Annotated in this window: 11 protein-coding genes; 5 read left to right on the top strand and 6 right to left on the bottom strand. The window is 34.4% G+C overall.

Annotated features, from left to right (window positions below; translation table 11 throughout):
- Nucleotides 1–49: 49 nt before the first annotated feature.
- Nucleotides 50–1072: a helix-turn-helix transcriptional regulator gene (locus PBT91_RS07200; RefSeq protein WP_270061102.1), complete on the bottom strand. Its 1023-nt coding sequence runs from the start codon at nt 1070–1072 to the stop codon at nt 50–52.
- Nucleotides 1073–1369: 297 nt separating this feature from the next.
- On the opposite strand from PBT91_RS07200, the gene PBT91_RS07195 reads away from it, so the two are divergent.
- The 3 genes from PBT91_RS07195 (at nt 1370) to PBT91_RS07185 (ending at nt 4931) form a co-directional block, all read left to right on the top strand.
- A complete protein-coding gene (locus PBT91_RS07195) occupies nt 1370–2446 on the top strand; it encodes a glycosyltransferase (protein ID WP_270061101.1) in 1077 nt (358 codons plus the stop codon).
- Between the two features lie 74 nt (nt 2447–2520).
- Nucleotides 2521–4278 (top strand): metallophosphoesterase family protein, encoded by a 1758-nt coding sequence (locus PBT91_RS07190; protein ID WP_270061100.1) that lies wholly within the window; start codon nt 2521–2523, stop codon nt 4276–4278.
- Between the two features lie 101 nt (nt 4279–4379).
- Nucleotides 4380–4931, top strand: a complete 552-nt coding sequence (locus PBT91_RS07185) for a hypothetical protein (RefSeq protein ID WP_270061099.1) — start codon at nt 4380–4382, stop codon at nt 4929–4931.
- A gap of 178 nt (nt 4932–5109) precedes the next feature.
- Here PBT91_RS07185 and PBT91_RS07180 read toward each other — a convergent pair whose 3' ends face one another.
- The 5 genes from PBT91_RS07180 to PBT91_RS07160 all read right to left on the bottom strand — a co-directional run bounded on the left by PBT91_RS07180 (nt 5110) and on the right by PBT91_RS07160 (nt 16500).
- Nucleotides 5110–6225, bottom strand: coding sequence for an alkaline phosphatase (locus PBT91_RS07180; RefSeq protein ID WP_270061098.1), 1116 nt, complete (start codon nt 6223–6225; stop codon nt 5110–5112).
- Nucleotides 6226–6291: 66 nt separating this feature from the next.
- On the bottom strand, nt 6292–8100 hold the full coding sequence (locus PBT91_RS07175; protein WP_270061097.1) for a RagB/SusD family nutrient uptake outer membrane protein: 1809 nt from the start codon (nt 8098–8100) through the stop codon (nt 6292–6294).
- 16 nt (nt 8101–8116) lie between these two features.
- Entirely contained in the window at nt 8117–11026 is a 2910-nt protein-coding gene (locus PBT91_RS07170) for a SusC/RagA family TonB-linked outer membrane protein (RefSeq protein WP_270061096.1), read from the bottom strand.
- A gap of 707 nt (nt 11027–11733) precedes the next feature.
- Nucleotides 11734–13497: a RagB/SusD family nutrient uptake outer membrane protein gene (locus PBT91_RS07165; RefSeq protein ID WP_270061095.1), complete on the bottom strand. Its 1764-nt coding sequence runs from the start codon at nt 13495–13497 to the stop codon at nt 11734–11736.
- 3 nt (nt 13498–13500) lie between these two features.
- Nucleotides 13501–16500, bottom strand: coding sequence for a SusC/RagA family TonB-linked outer membrane protein (locus tag PBT91_RS07160; RefSeq protein ID WP_270061094.1), 3000 nt, complete (start codon nt 16498–16500; stop codon nt 13501–13503).
- Between the two features lie 440 nt (nt 16501–16940).
- Between PBT91_RS07160 and PBT91_RS07155 the strand changes: the two genes are divergently transcribed.
- Entirely contained in the window at nt 16941–18020 is a 1080-nt protein-coding gene (locus tag PBT91_RS07155) for a phosphatidylinositol-specific phospholipase C1-like protein (RefSeq protein ID WP_270061093.1), read from the top strand.
- Between the two features lie 74 nt (nt 18021–18094).
- Nucleotides 18095–18631: a hypothetical protein gene (locus PBT91_RS07150; RefSeq protein WP_270061092.1), complete on the top strand. Its 537-nt coding sequence runs from the start codon at nt 18095–18097 to the stop codon at nt 18629–18631.
- Nucleotides 18632–18646: the final 15 nt, after the last annotated feature.

Raw genomic sequence — 18646 nt, 5'->3', positions numbered from 1 at the left:
TGACCAATTTACAAATAAGAACTTCATATTTAAAAAGCTTATCATTTTATTATTCGGAAGCCTCGGTTAAATTCTTATTATTTAATACGTCTTTAGGCAAAATCCCGTAACGTCTTTTAAAAATTTTTGAAAAATAGCTGCGGCTGGATAGTCCTAATTCGTAAACCACCTCTCCTACTCCTTTCTCTCCACTCAAAAGCAAATTCATTGCTCTGGTTAACCGCACATCCCTTATATAGGAATTAACCGTTTTACCATAAACTTCCTGAAAACCATCCTGCAACTTATTTACATTCACACCGCTAATTTTTGCTAATGTTTGCACTGTACCAGTGTTAGCTATGTTCTCATTAATATAGCTTACAGCCCTCTCTATCGCTTTTAGATCGCGCTTTTTCAATCGCGGCTCTTGTGTTCTATTACCTTCCCTAAACTGTAAAAGCATATGAGAAAATACTTCGAGAGCTTTACCGCCTAAATAATTAATTCTTGGAAAACCTTCTAAACTACAATTTTCGATTTCTCTAATAGTATCTAGTGTGCGAAGTCCATAACTACCAGTCTGAAAGACCTCATTATCACCTTCGATATCACCAAAGAGTCTAAAGTATTTTTCTTCAATTTCATTTAAATCGAACGAAAGGTAATTTTTAAACTTCAAGCGATTTACTTCTAAATAGCAAACCAGTACCTTATCCCCTCCTTTAAATTTTAGAGATTGTATCCCGGTAGAAGTGGTTGCAGCAATTAAATGCTGATGGCTTTTAAGCACACAGCCACTATCTTCCTCGATGTACGCATTTAGATCGCCTTCTACGCAATATATAAACCGAATAGGACATACATTTGGATGAATAATTTTTAGACAAGTGTCTTCTAAAAATTTTAGATCTAAGGTATATAAACCAATACCGTTAGGAAAATTTATACAATTAACTTTACCACTTCCATAATCGGAAGGAATGCTTACCGTAAATTCTCCCAATTTATTCTTAAATCCTATTCCTAACTTTTCTGCGAGCTTCGGCACGAAATCTTCGACATCATTCAACTGTAAATGATACGTATTCATTAATATACTTGATTTTAAAAAACTGAGTAAAAAACATCATTTTTTTTTAATTTCTATAAAAAGTTACAGCCTTAGACTTAATATATCCGTTAAAATATTATTAAAAACATCTTTTGTTACCATACTCTTAGCAATAAAGCACATTTTAGCGCTAAATTTTCATGAACTTACACTAGAGTTTTCCTTTCTGTTAAATTAATAGAGGAAAATATTTTACCCGAAAGCGATAAGTTTTTTACAAATACTAATCTTTCGCTTTAAGGAGATTTACTACATTACAATTAAAACCTACCAATTATGAAAGTAGCCATTATAGCCGACCATCGCCACCCTTTAAAAAAACCATATGCCGGCGGACTAGCCATGATTACTCACAAAATGGTACAAAAACTAGCAGAAAAAGGCATAGAAGTAGATATTTATGCAAAATCTGGATCGCAATGTGAAAATTTACAGAACCTAGACCATCACTTTGCAGAAGATAGTCCTTTTTCTTGTATCTATTCTGAAAAATACAATCCTACTGAAATTAAAAACACCATTGTTTATTCTGAAATTTTCCAAGATTTAGAGCGTAACGAATACGATATAGTACACAATCACACTTTACATTATCTTCCAATTATTTTAGGAAATAAGCTAAGAACCAAGTTTATAACTACTTTACATACCATGGCTTTTCCTGAAATTAAGTTCGCATTGGATTATGTAAAAAAAGATTTAAACCAGGAATTTGTAGTAGTAAGTGAATCACTTAGAGATCAATATTCTAAATTTTTAAATTTCCCAAAAGTAATTAGAAATGCAATAGATCTTAACGACTGGGAAGCTAATTTTGAAGCAGATAATCAATACTGCATGTGGTATGGTTCTATTTGCAAAGAAAAAGCACCTCATTTAGCTATCGAAGTGGCCATAAAAGCTAACAAACCCATTATTCTCGCCGGTCGAGGTAAAAACAGCGAATATTTTGAACGTTTCGTGTCTCCACTGCTTAAAAACCCATTAGTCTCTTATGTAGGAGAACAGGACAAAACTCAAATAAATCGGCTTTTAAGAAATGCTATGGCTCTATTATTTACCAGCGTATGGGAAGAACCTTCGGCATTGGGAATTTCAGAAAGTCTGGCTTCAGGAACGCCTGTACTAAGTTGGGACAAAGGTGTAGCTTCTGAAATAATAACAGATAAAGTTGGACAAATATTGGATCCATTAGACACCACAGCAATGGCTGAAGCGCTTAAAAATATTGAAAGATTCGATAGAGAAGCATGTAGAAAACACGCAGAACAACACTGCAATATTGATAACATGATTGATAATTACGTCGAATTTTACGAAGCTCTGATAGAAGAAAATGCTGAAGTCTACTAAAATTTATCAACTTAACCTAAGGATAATATTAAACTAATGTTTTGATTGTATCATCGCATTAAAATTAATTAAAGATGAAGCGAATTTCGCTATTATTGATTTTAATGTCATTATCCATCATTGCTCAGCAAGAGCCTGATAAAATTGCATTTGTTGCAGATATTCACTTGCAGGACATTTATGCCGATTATGAAAATTTTGATGGAATTGAAATTGATGGCAAAAACCAAAAAGCAAAAATACGAAGCATGAGTGCTCAGCTGCACTCAACGCGACTTCTTAATGAAAATTATTTTGTACTGAAAGCTGTTTTAGATGATATTGCAGCACGCGGAATAAAATTAGTTGCTTTTCCCGGCGATTATACAGATGATGGCCAACCCATAAACATAAATGGTCTTGCTGAAATTTTAAAAACTTATAAAGACCAATATAATATTTCATTTTTTATAACCACAGGAAATCACGATCCTGTACGACCATATAGCATCGCTGCAGGAAAAAATGATTTTTTGGCCAAAGACGGTAGGAATCAACCCATTTATAGTGAAGTTGGTTTATATCAAGAAAAATTAAATGAGCATAAAGTTCTTATAGAGCCCAGATTAGAGAAAGCCGGTTATAATTATATTCTGAATGCTTTAGCTGAATTTGGTTTTTTTCCGCAGCAAAAATATCATTATTGGGAAACTCCTTTTTCTAACTACGACACAAATAATTATACATTCCAAAAAGCTCATAAAGCTGCCCAAATTTCTAACCGAAGGTACAGTGTTAATGATTCACTCTCCATCCCCGATGCTTCCTATTTAGTGGAACCTAAACAAGGACTATGGCTTTTGGCAATCGATGGTAACTCTTATGTGCCCCAAAAAGATGGTAATCTTAGTAGTGCTAGTATTGGATATAACCAAACGATTGCACATAAGAAACATCTATTTAAATGGATAAAAACAGTTGCTGAAAGAGCTAAGAAACTCAATAAGCGGTTAGTTGCATTTAGCCATTATCCAGCCATAGATTTTAATGAAAATGCTTCACCAGAATTAGAGAAATTTCTGGGTAAAAATAAATGGCAATTAGAAAGAGTTCCTCAAGAACATATTGCAGAAACTTTGGCCGAAGCAGGAATTAAACTTCATTTTGCTGGCCATATGCATATTAATGATACCGGAAAACGAATTTACAACAACAAAGATTTTCTAGTAAATATTCAAACACCATCGCTGGCCGCTTATATTCCCGGTTATAAAATTCTTAATTTAGATAAGGATTTTGCTGAAATAAAAACAGTGTCTATAAACGAAGTCCCAAGATTCGACGAGCTTTTTCCACTTTATAAACTGGAATACGAATATTTGAAAAATTCTAATAGAGAAATATGGAATATCGATATTTTAAACAGTAAAAATTATCATGATTTTACAGAATATCATTTAGAAAATCTTGTAAAACTAAGATTTCTTCCTAATGATTGGGATGCAGATTTTAAAATATATCTGTCTAATCTTACCAGCAGCGAATTACTGAAAACTGTTTCGACAAGTTCTAAGCTTTCACAAAATTTTTCAGAATGGAAAGGCTACGATATGATTTTAGACTTCTATAAAATAAGAAACGCCGATAAATTGGCTTTTCAGGATATTCCAGAACGAAGATTGAAAGAATATAAAACGATTATTGCTGAAGCAAAAGCCGGAAAAATTTCAGAACATATAATTGATAAAAAATTACTACAGTTTTTAAGTATTTTTGATAAATTTATTAATGGTTTGCCTGCCAATCGTTTTAAAATTGATTTGCATAATGGTGATATTCAAGAATTAGAGTAGTTGATATTTCGGTAAATACCACTGTTGGATAATCCTATGAGACATCGATCCAAAATTTTTTTTTCGAGAAAATCCTCGGAGAATTTAATTTCGATTATTAAATGAAAAATAAATTTTATACTTCAATCTTGCTTATTTCCTGTTTTCTATTAACTGGATGCCCAGATGATAGAAGTATAACATATTCTACCATTAAAAGTGTTAAACCACTACTTTTCTCTTTTCAGGAAAATGGAATTTATCCATACTTAGATCATTTTAATCGAGAAGAATTGGGCATTGTTATAATACCCGATTCGACCATGGATAAAAGGATTTATTTTAGTGCTTTGCTATCAGATCTACCCACCTACGCAAGGAGTGATCCAAATGAATATGTTCAAACTAACCAAATAGATTCTGTAAATATTTTTACGGTATACGATTTTAATGAAAATTATCCTGCAGGCAGTAAAATAAATGAAATGCTACTTTACCTTGACGGCATGGGAGATACTTCAATCATACAAAACTTAAGTGAACAAAAATTTGTATCGCTGAGCCTTAAATTTTCAGAAATTCCATCTCATGATACCTTGCAATTTAGGGTTACCGGAAGAATTACTGATGAAGGTACTTTTGACGAAAAAACGGAGTTAGTTATATTGGATTGATCTGCTATGGTAGAAAAATTGAATGAATTAGAGTAAACACCAAATTCAGCTCTTCGATCATCTTTCTTATGTTAAAGTGTGGTGAAGAGCTGAATTCCGTATTTTATTACTCCAAATTTTATATGGATAGTCTTTGCATTTTTATAAATGCCATTAAAAATATCAATTCTGCAAATACTTAATTTTCTTCTATCGCCTGCATCAATTTGTGATAGATTTCGTTGTTTTCGTAAATCCCTCTGAACAATTTTTCTCCTTTACCTTTAGCAAAAACAGGAATCAACTCGGTACTATGTTGATCGGTATTAAAATAAACCTGAACCTGCTGCGGAATTTCTTCCCCGGCCTCATCGTAGGCTTTACCGATACTTACTCCACCTGTTTCGTGATCTGCAGTAACTACAACCAATGTATTAGGATGAGCTTTTACAAAATCTAATACCACTCCAATTGTTTTATCAAAATCCAAAACCTCCTGAATCATCATATTATCGTCTTTGGCGTGGCCTCCCCAATCGATATAGGATCCTTCAATCATCATAAAAAATGGTTTATTATTCGCCGCAAAATATTCTAATCCCAATTTGGACGCTTGCTGAAGAAAATCTGTTCTACCTTCAGGTTTGGATGGCAAACCTTCTTCGGTTAAAACATACGCGTTTCGCATATCATTGTTAGGCTTACTTAATTCTAAAGTATCCAACTTATATTCTTTAGCTTTTAAACTATCAAAAAGATTCGCCCCATCTTCTCTACTCCTAAAGTATTTTTTACCACCTCCGGCAAAAAAATCAACTTCAACATCGATAAGTTGTCTTGCAATTTCCTCGTGCATATCACGATCTTCTACATGCGCATAAAATGCAGCGGGAGTAGCATGCGTAATGGAGGTTAAACTCACTAACCCGGTTTGATACCCTCTATCTTTTAACTGCTCTAAAATTGTTGGAAGCGGTAGCGTATCTTTAGAAACTCCGATTGCTCTTTTATAGGTTTTCTCTCCTGTTGAAAAAGCGGTGGCACCGGCAGCAGAATCTGTTATTAAATGACTGGTACTCGACGTTCGGCTTAAACCTATATTTTCAAATTGTTTGAAATTAGGCTCGCCTTCACCAAAATAAAAAGCACTGGAAACTTGCGGAATTCCCATCCCATCCCCTACCATAAAGATGATATTTATCGGTTCTGCTTCAGATTCTTTAGTAGTCGTTGTTTTTTCTTCGGAAGTTTTTCCGCAGCTTAATGCAATCGATACTGCTGAAAATGCAATAATTTTTTTGAAATTTCTCTTCATAATTTTATATAAAATAGCGGTAGCAGCTCAACGAACTCCTACCGCTTATCAGACAATTGAATTTATTTAATAACCAGGATTCTGTAACAAGTAACCTTCTACATTTGAAGCTCCATCGATAGCTTCTTGCGGAATCGGGAATAATCTATGGTTAGGATCACTATCTGACTTTGAAGTCCAAGAATCTTCATACTTCCCAAATCGAATTTGGTCTTGGCGACGATGCATTTCCCAATAAAACTCAAAACCAAGTTCTCTGTATAAAGATTCTAAATCTATAGACGTTAAAGCTTCAGGAGTTTGATCTGGTCTTGCATCTCTAGATGTTCTTACCGTATTTACATCTTGCAAAGCACCTGCATTATCGCCCATTCTTAATTTAGCTTCAGCTCTCATTAAATAAACATCTGCCAAACGTAATAATACAAGATCTACACTACTGTAATTATTACCATCGTCTGATGTTTTACTGAATTGCCATTTTGCAAAGCGATAACCACTAGCATAACCGGCGCTGCCATCAAGACTAATATCTAAAGTATGATCTACATAATAAGTAATATCTTCGGTATCCGAACCATTTTCACGTGCTTCAGCTAAAGGAAAAATTTTATATCCTGAGTTTCCATTAGCATCAGTTCCCGTCATAAAACTACCAGAGCGAAATTCCGTTTTTCTTGGTGCCCACATTGTTCCTCGGATAATTCCGCGATCTATTTCAAAATCAGAACCTGCAACAAAATAATGATCTTTGTCGCTTACTTTTCCTAAAGTATCATTTTTATACGGCGTTAATCCTGAAATATCTTCTAACTCAGCAGGAACTTCTGCATTCTTTTTATAGAATCTGGCATCGGCATCAGCGGGATCGGTATCACCGTAAGCATTTACCCAGGTTTGATAAAAATCTGGTGTCATAGCAGGACCATCGGTACCATCCATGCTTAAATAAAATTCTCCCGGTCTTGGAAATAATGAACCCGACATTGACCAATATGCCCAACGGTTGTGATCGTTATTAAGAACACCTCGAAGATCTAAAGCAAAAATAAGCTCTGAATTATCGTGATTCTCATCATTAAATAGATCAAAGTATTCTGAGGATAACGAATAGCCTCCATTATTAATGATATTATCGGTATAGTCTACCACTTTTTGCATATCTGAATCGCTAAAGTTTGGAGTTCCGTAGGGATCTCTGTAAACCGCTGCATTCAAATATAATTTTGCTAGATATCCATAAATAGCATCTTCTGTCATCCTACCAGGACCGCGATCGTTATTGATATTTTCTAAAGCTGCTAAAAATTCAGATTCGATATATGCAACAGCTTCTTCACCTCTTAAAATTTCAGAAGTTTCTGAAGTCGTTTCTTTACCAAATGCTAATCCCCAGCTATCTAAAAATAGCATATTTTCATAAGCTCTTAAGGCTCTCATTTCAGCTAACGCCTGTACTGCTTCTGCGTCTCCATCATCAGCCATTGGTGTAATTACATCTATAGCTGCAACAGTTCTAAACAAAGCAGTTGTTAAATAGCTCCAGGCACCTGTTACTAAACTATTATTTGAAGACATTAAGTGTCTATGTGCTGTAGTATACGTATCATTATCTGCCCACTGCGTCCCGCCAAGGCCTGTTCTTGGAGGCAAGATCGCTTCATCTGAAGGGATTTCCTGCAACCCAAAATACCGAGTATGTCTAAAGGTTTGAGGAAGAATACCGTAAGCTGCAGCCATCGAACCGTTAATGGGTTCAACAAGACCTTCAGATCCGGTTAATGATTCGTCTAATATTTCTTCTTCTAAATCTGTACAATTTGTAAATGCTAATACGCTAAGTCCCGCAAATACAGTTAGAATTCTATGTTTCATTTTTACTTTTTTAAAATTAGAAAGATACATTTAAGCCAAAAACAAATGTTCTTGCTTTAGGATAGGTGTAATAATCGATACCAAAAGACTTCGCATCTCCAGAAGTTCCTGTATTAAGTTCAGGATCAAAACCGCTATAATCGGTAATTACAAATAAGTTTTGTCCTGTTACTGATAATCTGAAACTCTTTAACCAATCGCCTAAACCTATAGAAGTAGGATCTAAATCATAAGCCAATGTGGCGTTGTTTAGACGTAAAAAGCTTCCATCTTCAAGATATCTTGTTGAAACAGTATTAGTGTTACTAGGATCTTCATTTGCAAACTCGATCGCTTGATCTGTAGTGTTTAATGAATTTGAAATCTGAGTTTTATTAAACAAACTCATTCTGGTATGGTTATAGATTTTGTTACCACTTACTCCGTTGAAATTCAATCCTAAATAGAAGTTTTTATAATTGAATTTGGCGTAAAAAGCATAAATTAAATCTGGTACTGCGCTTCCTGAAGATACCCTATCGTTATCATCTATCTGCCCATCACCGTTAATATCGGTAAACTGGTTTAAACCATCGGCACCTATACCTTCAAACTGTCTTACATAAAAGTTACCAATAGGTTGGTTATTCATATATCCATTAATCGTTGCTCCTGTTTGACCAGATCCTTGGGCGGTTCCTGTAGTAACAATTGTAAATGGAGAATCTGTAATTTCATTTTTGATGTAAGAGAAATTACCGCCAATATTATAAGAAAAGTCTCTTGTTTTGTCACTTTGATAGTCTAAAGAAAATTCTAAACCAGAATTTTCAATTTTCATATCAGGTATATTTTGCCAGGTATATCCAACCTCATCAATAGGATCCTGAGTAGAGAAATAAAGCAAAACATCGGTTGTTTCTTTTAAGAAATAATCTACCGTACCGGTTAATTTTTGGTCGAAAAACCCAAAATCTAAACCAATGTTAGTTTGCGCTGTTTCTTCCCACTGTAAATCTGGATTTGCAGTACGAGCAAATACTAAACCATAAGGATAGTTCTCTCGGGTAGTTTCATCACCATTCATTGGGTAGATGTCATTATCCTCAAAACTCTCCCCATAACTTAAATTGGTTTGCTTAGAAGGAATTTCCTGATTACCCGATTTACCCCAGCTCGCTCTTAACTTTAAATTACTAACAGCTGAGTTTTCTAAAAAGTCTTCCTTATAAATATTCCATCCTAATGCAAAAGATGGAAAAACTGCATATTCATTATTTTCTCCAAACTTAGTAGAACCATCAGAACGTACTGTTGCAGTGACTAAATATTTATCAGCATAATTATAATTTACCCTTCCAAAGAAAGACTGTAATTCATTTTGAATGGCGTCTGAAGATTGTGTATTATCTTCTCCTCTAGCCTCACCAAGTTGATATCTTGGTTCGATACCATTATCAGGAAAATTGGTAAAGTAGAAATTCTTATTATGCACATAGAATTTCTGATAAGAATGTCCCGCTAAAAGACTTAAACCGTGATCACCAAAATCGGTTTCATAGTTTAAAGTATTTTCGATTAGGGTATTTCTATTTGTAGTGAAGGTAGATTCTATAGAACCTTCTGCATAATCTGGATCTTCTGAGTATGGAATGTATTGCTCGTCTCTGTCGGTTTTAGAATAATCTACACCTAAATTCAATTTATATGTTAACCCATCAATAATTTCTAATGAGGGTGAAATGTTGGCAATCATTCTATTATTAAATGCAAAATCACCATAAATATCTTCGATGATTAAAGGGTTAATTCCTGTCCCAAAAACGGTAGGCTTTCCATCGGTGTACGCAGGTCTTGTTGGATTTAAAGACAACATATTGCTAACCATAGTTTCAGTATTTGGACGCTCGTTTTCTGTTCTGGTAGCCGATAGATTTAAATCTACCTTTAGGCGATCGTCCAATCCTCTTTGCGTTACATTTACTCTACCTGAATAGCGTTTTAAATTGCTATTATTAAGAATACCTTCTTGATCTCTAGCACCTAAAGATGCAAAATATGATGTCTTAGAAGTACCCCCGCTCATAGAAAAATTAGCATCCTTGGTAACCGCAGTTCTGGTAAGCTCGTCTTGCCAATCGGTATTTGCTCCGTTATCGCTTAAACTTCCTCCAATTTCCTCAACTACATTTCTAAACTCATCTGCAGAGAATACATCAATTTTATTTGCAATGGAAGAAATAGCTGTAGAAGCAGAAAAATTGATTTGTGTTCTTCCTGCTTTTCCTTTTTTAGTAGTAATTACAACAACTCCATTCGCAGCACGAGATCCATAAATTGCAGCAGCTGAAGCATCTTTTAAAACATTAATAGATTCAATATCTTCAGTATTGATAAAATTTAAAGGATTGGTTTGCATTCCTGTAGAAGAATTATCCAATACAAATCCATCAATTACATATAAAGGAGAAGTTCCAGATCGTAATGTTCCCACTCCACGAATAATTATATCTTGACCAGAACCAGGCTCTCCACTTGCATTAGTAACATTTAAACCCGATACTTTACCTTGTAATAAGTTTCCAGGGTTTGTATTAATACCTTTATTGAATTCTTCATCACTAACTGAACTCACAGAACCTGTTAAATCAGATTTTTTTTGAGTTCCGTAGCCTACAACAAGAACTTCATCTAAAGATGCACTATCTGTTTCTAATTGAATATCGAAATTTGTTTTTCCAGAAATATTCATTTCAAAAGTCCTGAAACCTACAAACGATACTTGTAGAATATCACCTTCCTGTGCATTAATGGTATATTCTCCGTCAAAATTGGTAGTAACACCATTGTTGGTTCCTTTAATCATTACCGTTGCACCCGGTAGTGGCACTCCTTGATCGTCTGTTACAACACCACTTATTGAACGTTGAATAGATTTGCTTGTCATCGTAAATTCTGTTGAGGGCTTTTTGACTAGAGCGGCCTCACCAGTTTGAGAAAAAAGTAAAACGGAAAGACCGAATATTACCTTTTTCGAGTTTAATTGTGTAATTTTAAAATACATGTAGTTAATTAATTGGTTGCACAATGCTTAATTAAATTACCGCGGTTCCTGCTGGTACCTACGATTTAGTAATGTTCGAATATTCTACTTATAGTATCAAATACTAGAATTAAGTTTTTATTAACACGCCGCTAAATAAGGAAGAAAGAGCTGGATAAAGTTTAATTGAAGTTTATGTATAGTTTAATTAACGTAGATGGCCTCTAAACTAGAATAAACCATGTGTTTTTTAGCTATTTATCCTTAGATATTCCTAAATTCCAAGCTTATACCCCTAAAGAATGATAGATTATTACTGAAAAAGGAAATTTTAGAGATTCTTGCTACTAATCTTTAACTGAATTGGATTAACATTCATACGGCTAAGCTAATGTTAAAGAAATTTAGGCTTAACATTGACTTAAAATTGATAATTTAAAGGGTATAAGGAATTAAGCTTTTCATGATAAAAAAAAAGAAAACTGAAGATTATTAATTTTCAATTGAAATTTGATTAGAAATAAATAAGAACTAAAATCGTCGAATTGCAGCATAAAAAAAGGAGTACTTCAAAGTACTCCTTTTTAATTTTAATCCCAAAAGGCTACAATTTAATATCCTATATTTTGTGTTATTTCAGCAGTAACATCAATAGTTTCTTGCGGAATAGCAAATACTCTTAAATAAGGTTCCGTTGCTGCTTTAGCGGTGTAAGCTTCATCGTAAGTCCCGAAGCGAATCATTTGCTTTCTTCGGTACATTTCCCAATACATTTCAAAACCAATCTCGTTATAAAGTGTTTCTTCATCTAAAGAAGAGATTGCTTTTCCTGGCTCATTATTAAATAATGCCTCACGAGTTCTACTGGTCCTAAGTAAATTTACATCCTGTAAAGCTGCTGCAGTCTCTCCGTTTCTAAAGTAAGCTTCAGCTCTCATACAATAAATTCCGCCTAATCTATATAAAGGAACATCAACAGCGCTTGTACCATTACCATATTCAGGATCAAATTCCCATTTAAAATTTCTTACACCACGATTAATCTGATCCTGACTGAACACTGCAGAAAGTGAATTTTCAAAATTAAGATCTGGGGTGTAATCCATAGGAACGGTTGTATTTTTTTCCATCCTTAATTTACTGATAGCAATTCGACCATCAGAAGTCATATCAAATCCTCCTTCACCGTCTAACGTTGGTCCATATTGTTGGCCTACCTGTAATCCTCTATTAAAGTGAAACCAAGCTCCACCGGTGTCGGGACGTACATCTTCTGCAGGAACACTGCCTGTTGTACCATCATTCATAAACCAAGTGCCATCTGCATATTGATAATATCTGTGGAAACGAGGATCATCATGATTTCCTTCCCAGGTATAATAAAATTCTGGTTCTACGCAAGAAGCGTTAGTACCTCTGTTATCTGGGGTTGGCTTTTGTGCCCTTCCTGTAGACATGTATGCAAAATCGTTATCACTTCTACGGATGTTATCATTTTCTTGCGCTACAGCAAAAATAATTTCTGAACCGTTTCTATTATCGATGGCAAAATTGTCAAAATAATTACTTTCTAAACTGAAGTTTCCTTCAATCAACAAGGAAGTATAATAAATCACTTTGTCCATATCGCTGCCGTCATTATCGACTGCAGCTTCAGTAAAATTAAAACTAGACGAAGCATTATATCTATCTTTTAAAACGGCTCTATTTAAATACATATCTGCCAACAAAGCATAAGCGGCTTGCTTGGTAAAACGTGCATTAAATGTTCTTTGCTCTCCTAAATTTGCCAAATTTGGAATAAGGGACTCTACTTCGATAATTAAATTATCAATTTCAGTATCTGCCTGAAGAAATTCTAACTCGGCATTCTCTGTAAATGGATCTCTATAAGGTGCTTGTTGAAACAAATCGATCGTATTATAAACATACAATGCTAAAAGACCTCTAGCTTCTGCTAAAAATAACTCGTAATTTTCATAATCTGGGTTTGCTTCCAAAGATTCAATAGCGGTAAGTGTTTTAGTGATACCACTATTTAAAGCATTCCAAGTACTAGCTACTGCGGCATTGTTTGTTCCCCAGGTAAATTCGGTTAAAGCTCTCCATTTACCGCCATCACCCCAGTCACTACCTCTTGTAGGTAGCATACACTCATCTGTTGGATATTCCTGAAGTCCAAATACATTCCCGTGATCGGTAAATGTACCTTCTGCTAACTGTCCATAGGCTGCTGCCATAGCACTTTCGGGACTGGAGCTTTTTCCTCCGATTACTTCATCAATTACTTCTTCTTCTAAATCTGTACAACTAAATAAAGTTGCACTAAAGCAGATCGCAATTATAGTTTTAGTTGATATATGTGAAAATTTCATTTATTATAATTTTAAAGTTGCACCAATCATGTAAGATCTTGAAGATGGGTAGGTTGTATAATCGATCCCTATAGATTGATTACCTCCTGTTGATCTTGGACTATTTACTAAAGGATCGAATCCTGAATAATTGGTTATGGTAAATACATTTTGAGCGCTTAGATAAAGATTAAGACCTTTAAGCCAATTAAGATTTGCAGTGTTAAAAGTATAGCCGACTCTTGCATTATTTAATCTTAAGAAATCAGATTTCTCCATATATAGAGTAGAAAGCTGTGGTGTATTTTGAGGATTTGCGCCTGCTTCGTAAAATTCGGAAAGTACGTTTCTGTCTGAAGCAAGGTTATTAATATTTAGTGCCAAATTGGTGTTATTCACTAAATAACCTCCTGTTTGGCCAATAAATGCCATACTTAAATCCCATCTTTTGTAGCTTAAACTGGTATTTAAACCGAAAGTAAAGTTTGGTATAGCGCCTTCAAAAATCTGACGGTCATCACTATTAATTACTCCGTCATTATTGATATCTTCAAAAATATCATTTCCGTTTTCGTCAAAACCAAGGTGCTTCAGCATAAAGAAAGAACCTGCCTCGTAACCACTTTTGTAGATATTTGCAGCTACTCCAGATAATCCAGGACCTGCAACACTACCAGAATACAATTCAGAAACCGGTAAATTTTTGATTTCGTTATTTAGTGTAGCACCATTAACATCAACAGACCAGTCAAAATCTTCTGTGCTTACAATTTTAGACCCTAATGTAAATTCAAATCCTTTGTTTACAATTTCTCCATCGATATTCTTCCAAACTGAAGTTGTTGGGCTTAAAGGTTCAGAAGGGATATTTAAAATCGCATCGGTAGTTGTTTTATTGTAATAGTCTAATGAGCCGTATAACTTATTATTCCATAAACTGAAATCTACACCGGCATTAAACTGTGTCACGACTTCCCACTTTAAATCGGGATTAGCGGTACGATTTACCACAACACCATTCATTAAGTTGTAATCGTTATAAAGATAGTAACCACCTGCTGCCGACTGTGAGTAACTTGCCTGAGTGATTTTATTCTGAACTTCCTGGTTACCCGTTTCTCCCCAGCTGGCTCTTAATTTTAACTGATCTATTTCATTAAAATCACTAAGGAATAATTCTCTATCTATATTCCACCCCAAGGCAAAAGATGGGAAATAACCGTATTTATTATTCTCGCCGAATCTAGTTGATCCATCTGCTCTTAAAGAAGCCGTTACTAAATAACGATCATCAAAAGTATAATTAACTCGGCCAAAATAAGATTGTAGCTCATTTTCCTGAGCATAACCACTCACCCCAGATTGCTCTCCAGAATAGCCAGGATTATATTCTGGTGCTACACCTTCGTCCATAGGACTGATATTGGTTGTAGAAAAAGAAGTTCCCGAAAAATTAAATTTTTGATAAGAGAAGCCTCCTAAAACTTCAAAATTACTTTTGTTAAGATCAAAATTGTAGGTTAGGTAATGTTCAACTAAAGAACTTTGAGAATCAAGATTGTTCTGAACATAAGCTCCTAGCGGAGTTCTATCGGTAACGTTTGGATATATAGTTGAATTTCTCTCTGAAGTAGAACGATCTATCCCTAGATTAAATTTATACTCCAATCCATCAATGATGCGGAAAGTAGCTTCAATATTCCCCAAAACTCTAAGTGTTTCGGTTTTATCTTCATAGATATTTAGCAAGTACATAGGATTGTAATGCGCATTCATATTGAAGTTGGTATAATCGCCATCGGCATCAAAAACCGAACGTGTAGGATTAGCCATTAACGCATGCATTATTACCTGCCCGTCTGAACCTGCATCAGCTCCGTTTGGAATTCCGTTTTCATCAATTTGGCTGGCAGTAAGATTCATCTTAACCTTCAATCTCTTATTATCGAAGAAAGATTCTTCTGCATTGATCCTAGCCGTAGTTCTTTTAAAATCACTAGTCTCTACAATCCCTTCCTGATCCATATGAGAAAGTGAGGCATAATAGTTACCAGTCTTTGTTCTTTTGGAAAATGAGAAATTATGATTTTGGGTAATTGCTGTTCTAAATAATTCGTCTTGCCAATCTGTACTACCACCATGATCGTATGATGGATCGTCGATGGCGTCTCTATATTCAGAAGCAGAAAGTAAATCTACCTTATCTATTACGTTAGCTACATTTAAATAAGAATCTACTGTAATTGTAGCATCTCCTTTTTCACCTTGTTTTGTAGTAATAATCACAACACCATTAGAACCTCTAGCTCCATAAATCGCAGCAGCCGATGCATCTTTAAGCACAGTAATCGATGCAATATCGCTTGTGTTCAAGAAATTTAGTGGGTTTTTAGCAGCAGTATTTCCAAGACCAAAATCTGGACCACCAGCACTTACATTCTCATTACTTAAAGGAATCCCATCTACCACAAATAAAGGTGTGCTACCACTACGGATAGAACCAATACCACGAATAGACACATCTACCCCGGCTCCTGGTTCTCCACTAGACTGTACCACACGTACACCAGCAACTTTTCCCTGAATTAAATTATCTGGAGAAACATTAACTCCCTTTTTAAAATCTTCTGAAGAAAGTTGGCTCACAGCTCCCGTTAAATCCTTTTTTGTTTTTTTACCATAACCTACTAAGACAATTTCATCCAAATTGGCGGCGTCTGCAACTAAGGTTACAGTAATTCCGTCTTTAGCTTCAACCTGAACGCTTTTGAAGCCTAAATAAGAAACTTCCAAAATTGCATTATCAGCAACCTCTATGGTAAACTGACCATCAAAATTGGTCACTACGCCATTATCTGTACCAGATTCTTTAATGGTTGCGCCTGGTAATGGCATTCCTTTGTCGTCTACAACCGTACCGGTAATAGTTTGTTGATATTTGTTAGAACTAATCTTAGTTTTTGCATTCTCAATATAAATACTGCTTCCTGCAGTAGCGATTTGAGAAGCTAGTAAAACCGACATTCCAAAAATTATTTTTTTCGGTTTTAATTGTGTAATTTTAAAATACATGTAGTTAAGTAATTGGTTGCACAATGCTTAATGAATAACCGCAGTTGTTGGTAGCAACTGTGGTTTTTTATTTATTCATTTAAAATCTCTAGATCTTCATATTTTTATAGTTTTGGTAAAAGGTTTTATCTATTTTTTGAAGCCGCTAAATAATGAAATGTTAATTTCTTTCACATTTTTTCAATCTTATTAAAGCTTTAAGTAATTCTGAATTTTTAACCATATTTATTAACCTTTTCCAACTACCTAAATAATCTTATATTAATATTTCGCGCAATTTTATTTGTTATATAAAGCACCAAGCTTACATTTTCTTAACACAATATATTCTTTAGATTACTTTAAAATCATCCTAAAAATCTAGATTTAGCGGCTAAAATTTAAACATCCCAATGATTAAAAAGTTTTCTATCAACCTATTCGCATTAATTAGCATCTACTTCATTTTTGCATGCTCAGATCATAAGAAAATTAAACAAAAAATAAATCAAATTCAGGTTATTGGATCTCATAATAGTTACAAGAAGGCTATTGAAGACTCTTTGTATGCCTATTTAGAAACTCAGGATACCACCGGAGGATTAAAAAGTTTACAATACGAACATATCCCGATATTGGAACAATTAAGCATGGGGCTCAGGAATTTAGAAATTGACGTTTATATTGATAAAAATGGAGGGAAGTTCTCGAATCCTAAAGGTTTATCTTTAGCTGAAGAACAATCGGAATATGATCCTGAAAACAAATTAGAGCAACCGGGGTTTAAAATGATACATATACCAGATATCGATTTTAGAACTCAATATTACCTTTTTGAAAATTGCCTTAAAGATTTAAAATCTTGGTCTGAAGACAATCCAGATCACACACCAATATTTATTACGCTAGAGCCAAAAGATGGCGAAGAGAATAATTTTGGCACCTCTCCAGAACCTTTTACTGCGGAAGCCTATCAAGAATTAGATGATGTTATCCTGAAATTCTTAGGTAAAGAACATTTGATCACACCAGATGATGTTCGAGCTGATTTTAAAACTTTAAACGAAGCCGTGATCGCTGGAAATTGGCCAACTATCGATGAGGCTAAAGGCAAATTCATGTTTATTTTAGATACTAAAGACGCCAAAATGCAAATTTATATTAAAAATCATGAATCTTTAAAAAACAGAGTGATTTTTACAAATTCTGAAGAAAATTCTGCGGAAGCAGCTGCTATGATCATTAATGATCCCAATGATCCACGAATACCAGGTTTAGTAGAAAAAGGCTATATTATTAGAACAAGAGCCGACGCAAATACTACTGAGGCCAGAAATAATGATTATTCTCGTTTTGAAACCGCTAAAAAATCGGGTGCACAAATTATAACAACAGATTACTATATGCCTAGTACGTTCTTCGATTCTGACTATCATATTGACTTTGGTAAAGGTGATTTTTCTAGAAAGAACCCAATAAATAACAAATCTTAACTTACAAATATTCAGTAATTAAGAATATATTTTAGAACAGAACGTTATCTTTAATATCTCTTAATCACTACATCTTGAACTATCCACTAATTGTCTTGCTTTTGCTCTCCTTTCATTTAGTAATGGGGCAGGAAAGAAATTCTACGGAAGAAGGATTAACCACTAAGTTCAGTCAAAATAAAGTCTCAGATCGTTTATTTGGGGTTGGCGAATTTTCTCATTTTCGTAATAATTTTGAAATAGTTCAACAGAATTTTTTAAAACTTGAAGCTTTTGTAGGACTGTTAGAACGTTATGATTTTATGAGCGCAACTAGAACGTTGCAATACTCCTATGGGGCGAGATTAGACATGCAGGTAGCGCCCAAAACTTTATTTTATATTTCAGCACAATATATTTCAGCGCCATTCGATCAAGTTGAGATGCAATCTACAACACCTATGGATCCATTTTTCCCTAATTCAGAAATTGGATTCGGTTTAGATTTTCAGATTAATAACAATATCAATCTTGATATAGGTAACAAAACTCTACTGCCCGGTGACAACAATGCTGTTTTTAATCCAACTCCACTTAATATGACTAGAGCAAAAATTAAAATAGGATTTTAAAATAAAAAAAGCTCC

Source organism: Zunongwangia sp. HGR-M22 (assembly GCF_027594425.1).
GTDB lineage: Bacteria > Bacteroidota > Bacteroidia > Flavobacteriales > Flavobacteriaceae > Zunongwangia.
Note: the sequence above shows the minus strand (reverse complement) of the source record. Positions and strands in the feature narration are given on the sequence as shown.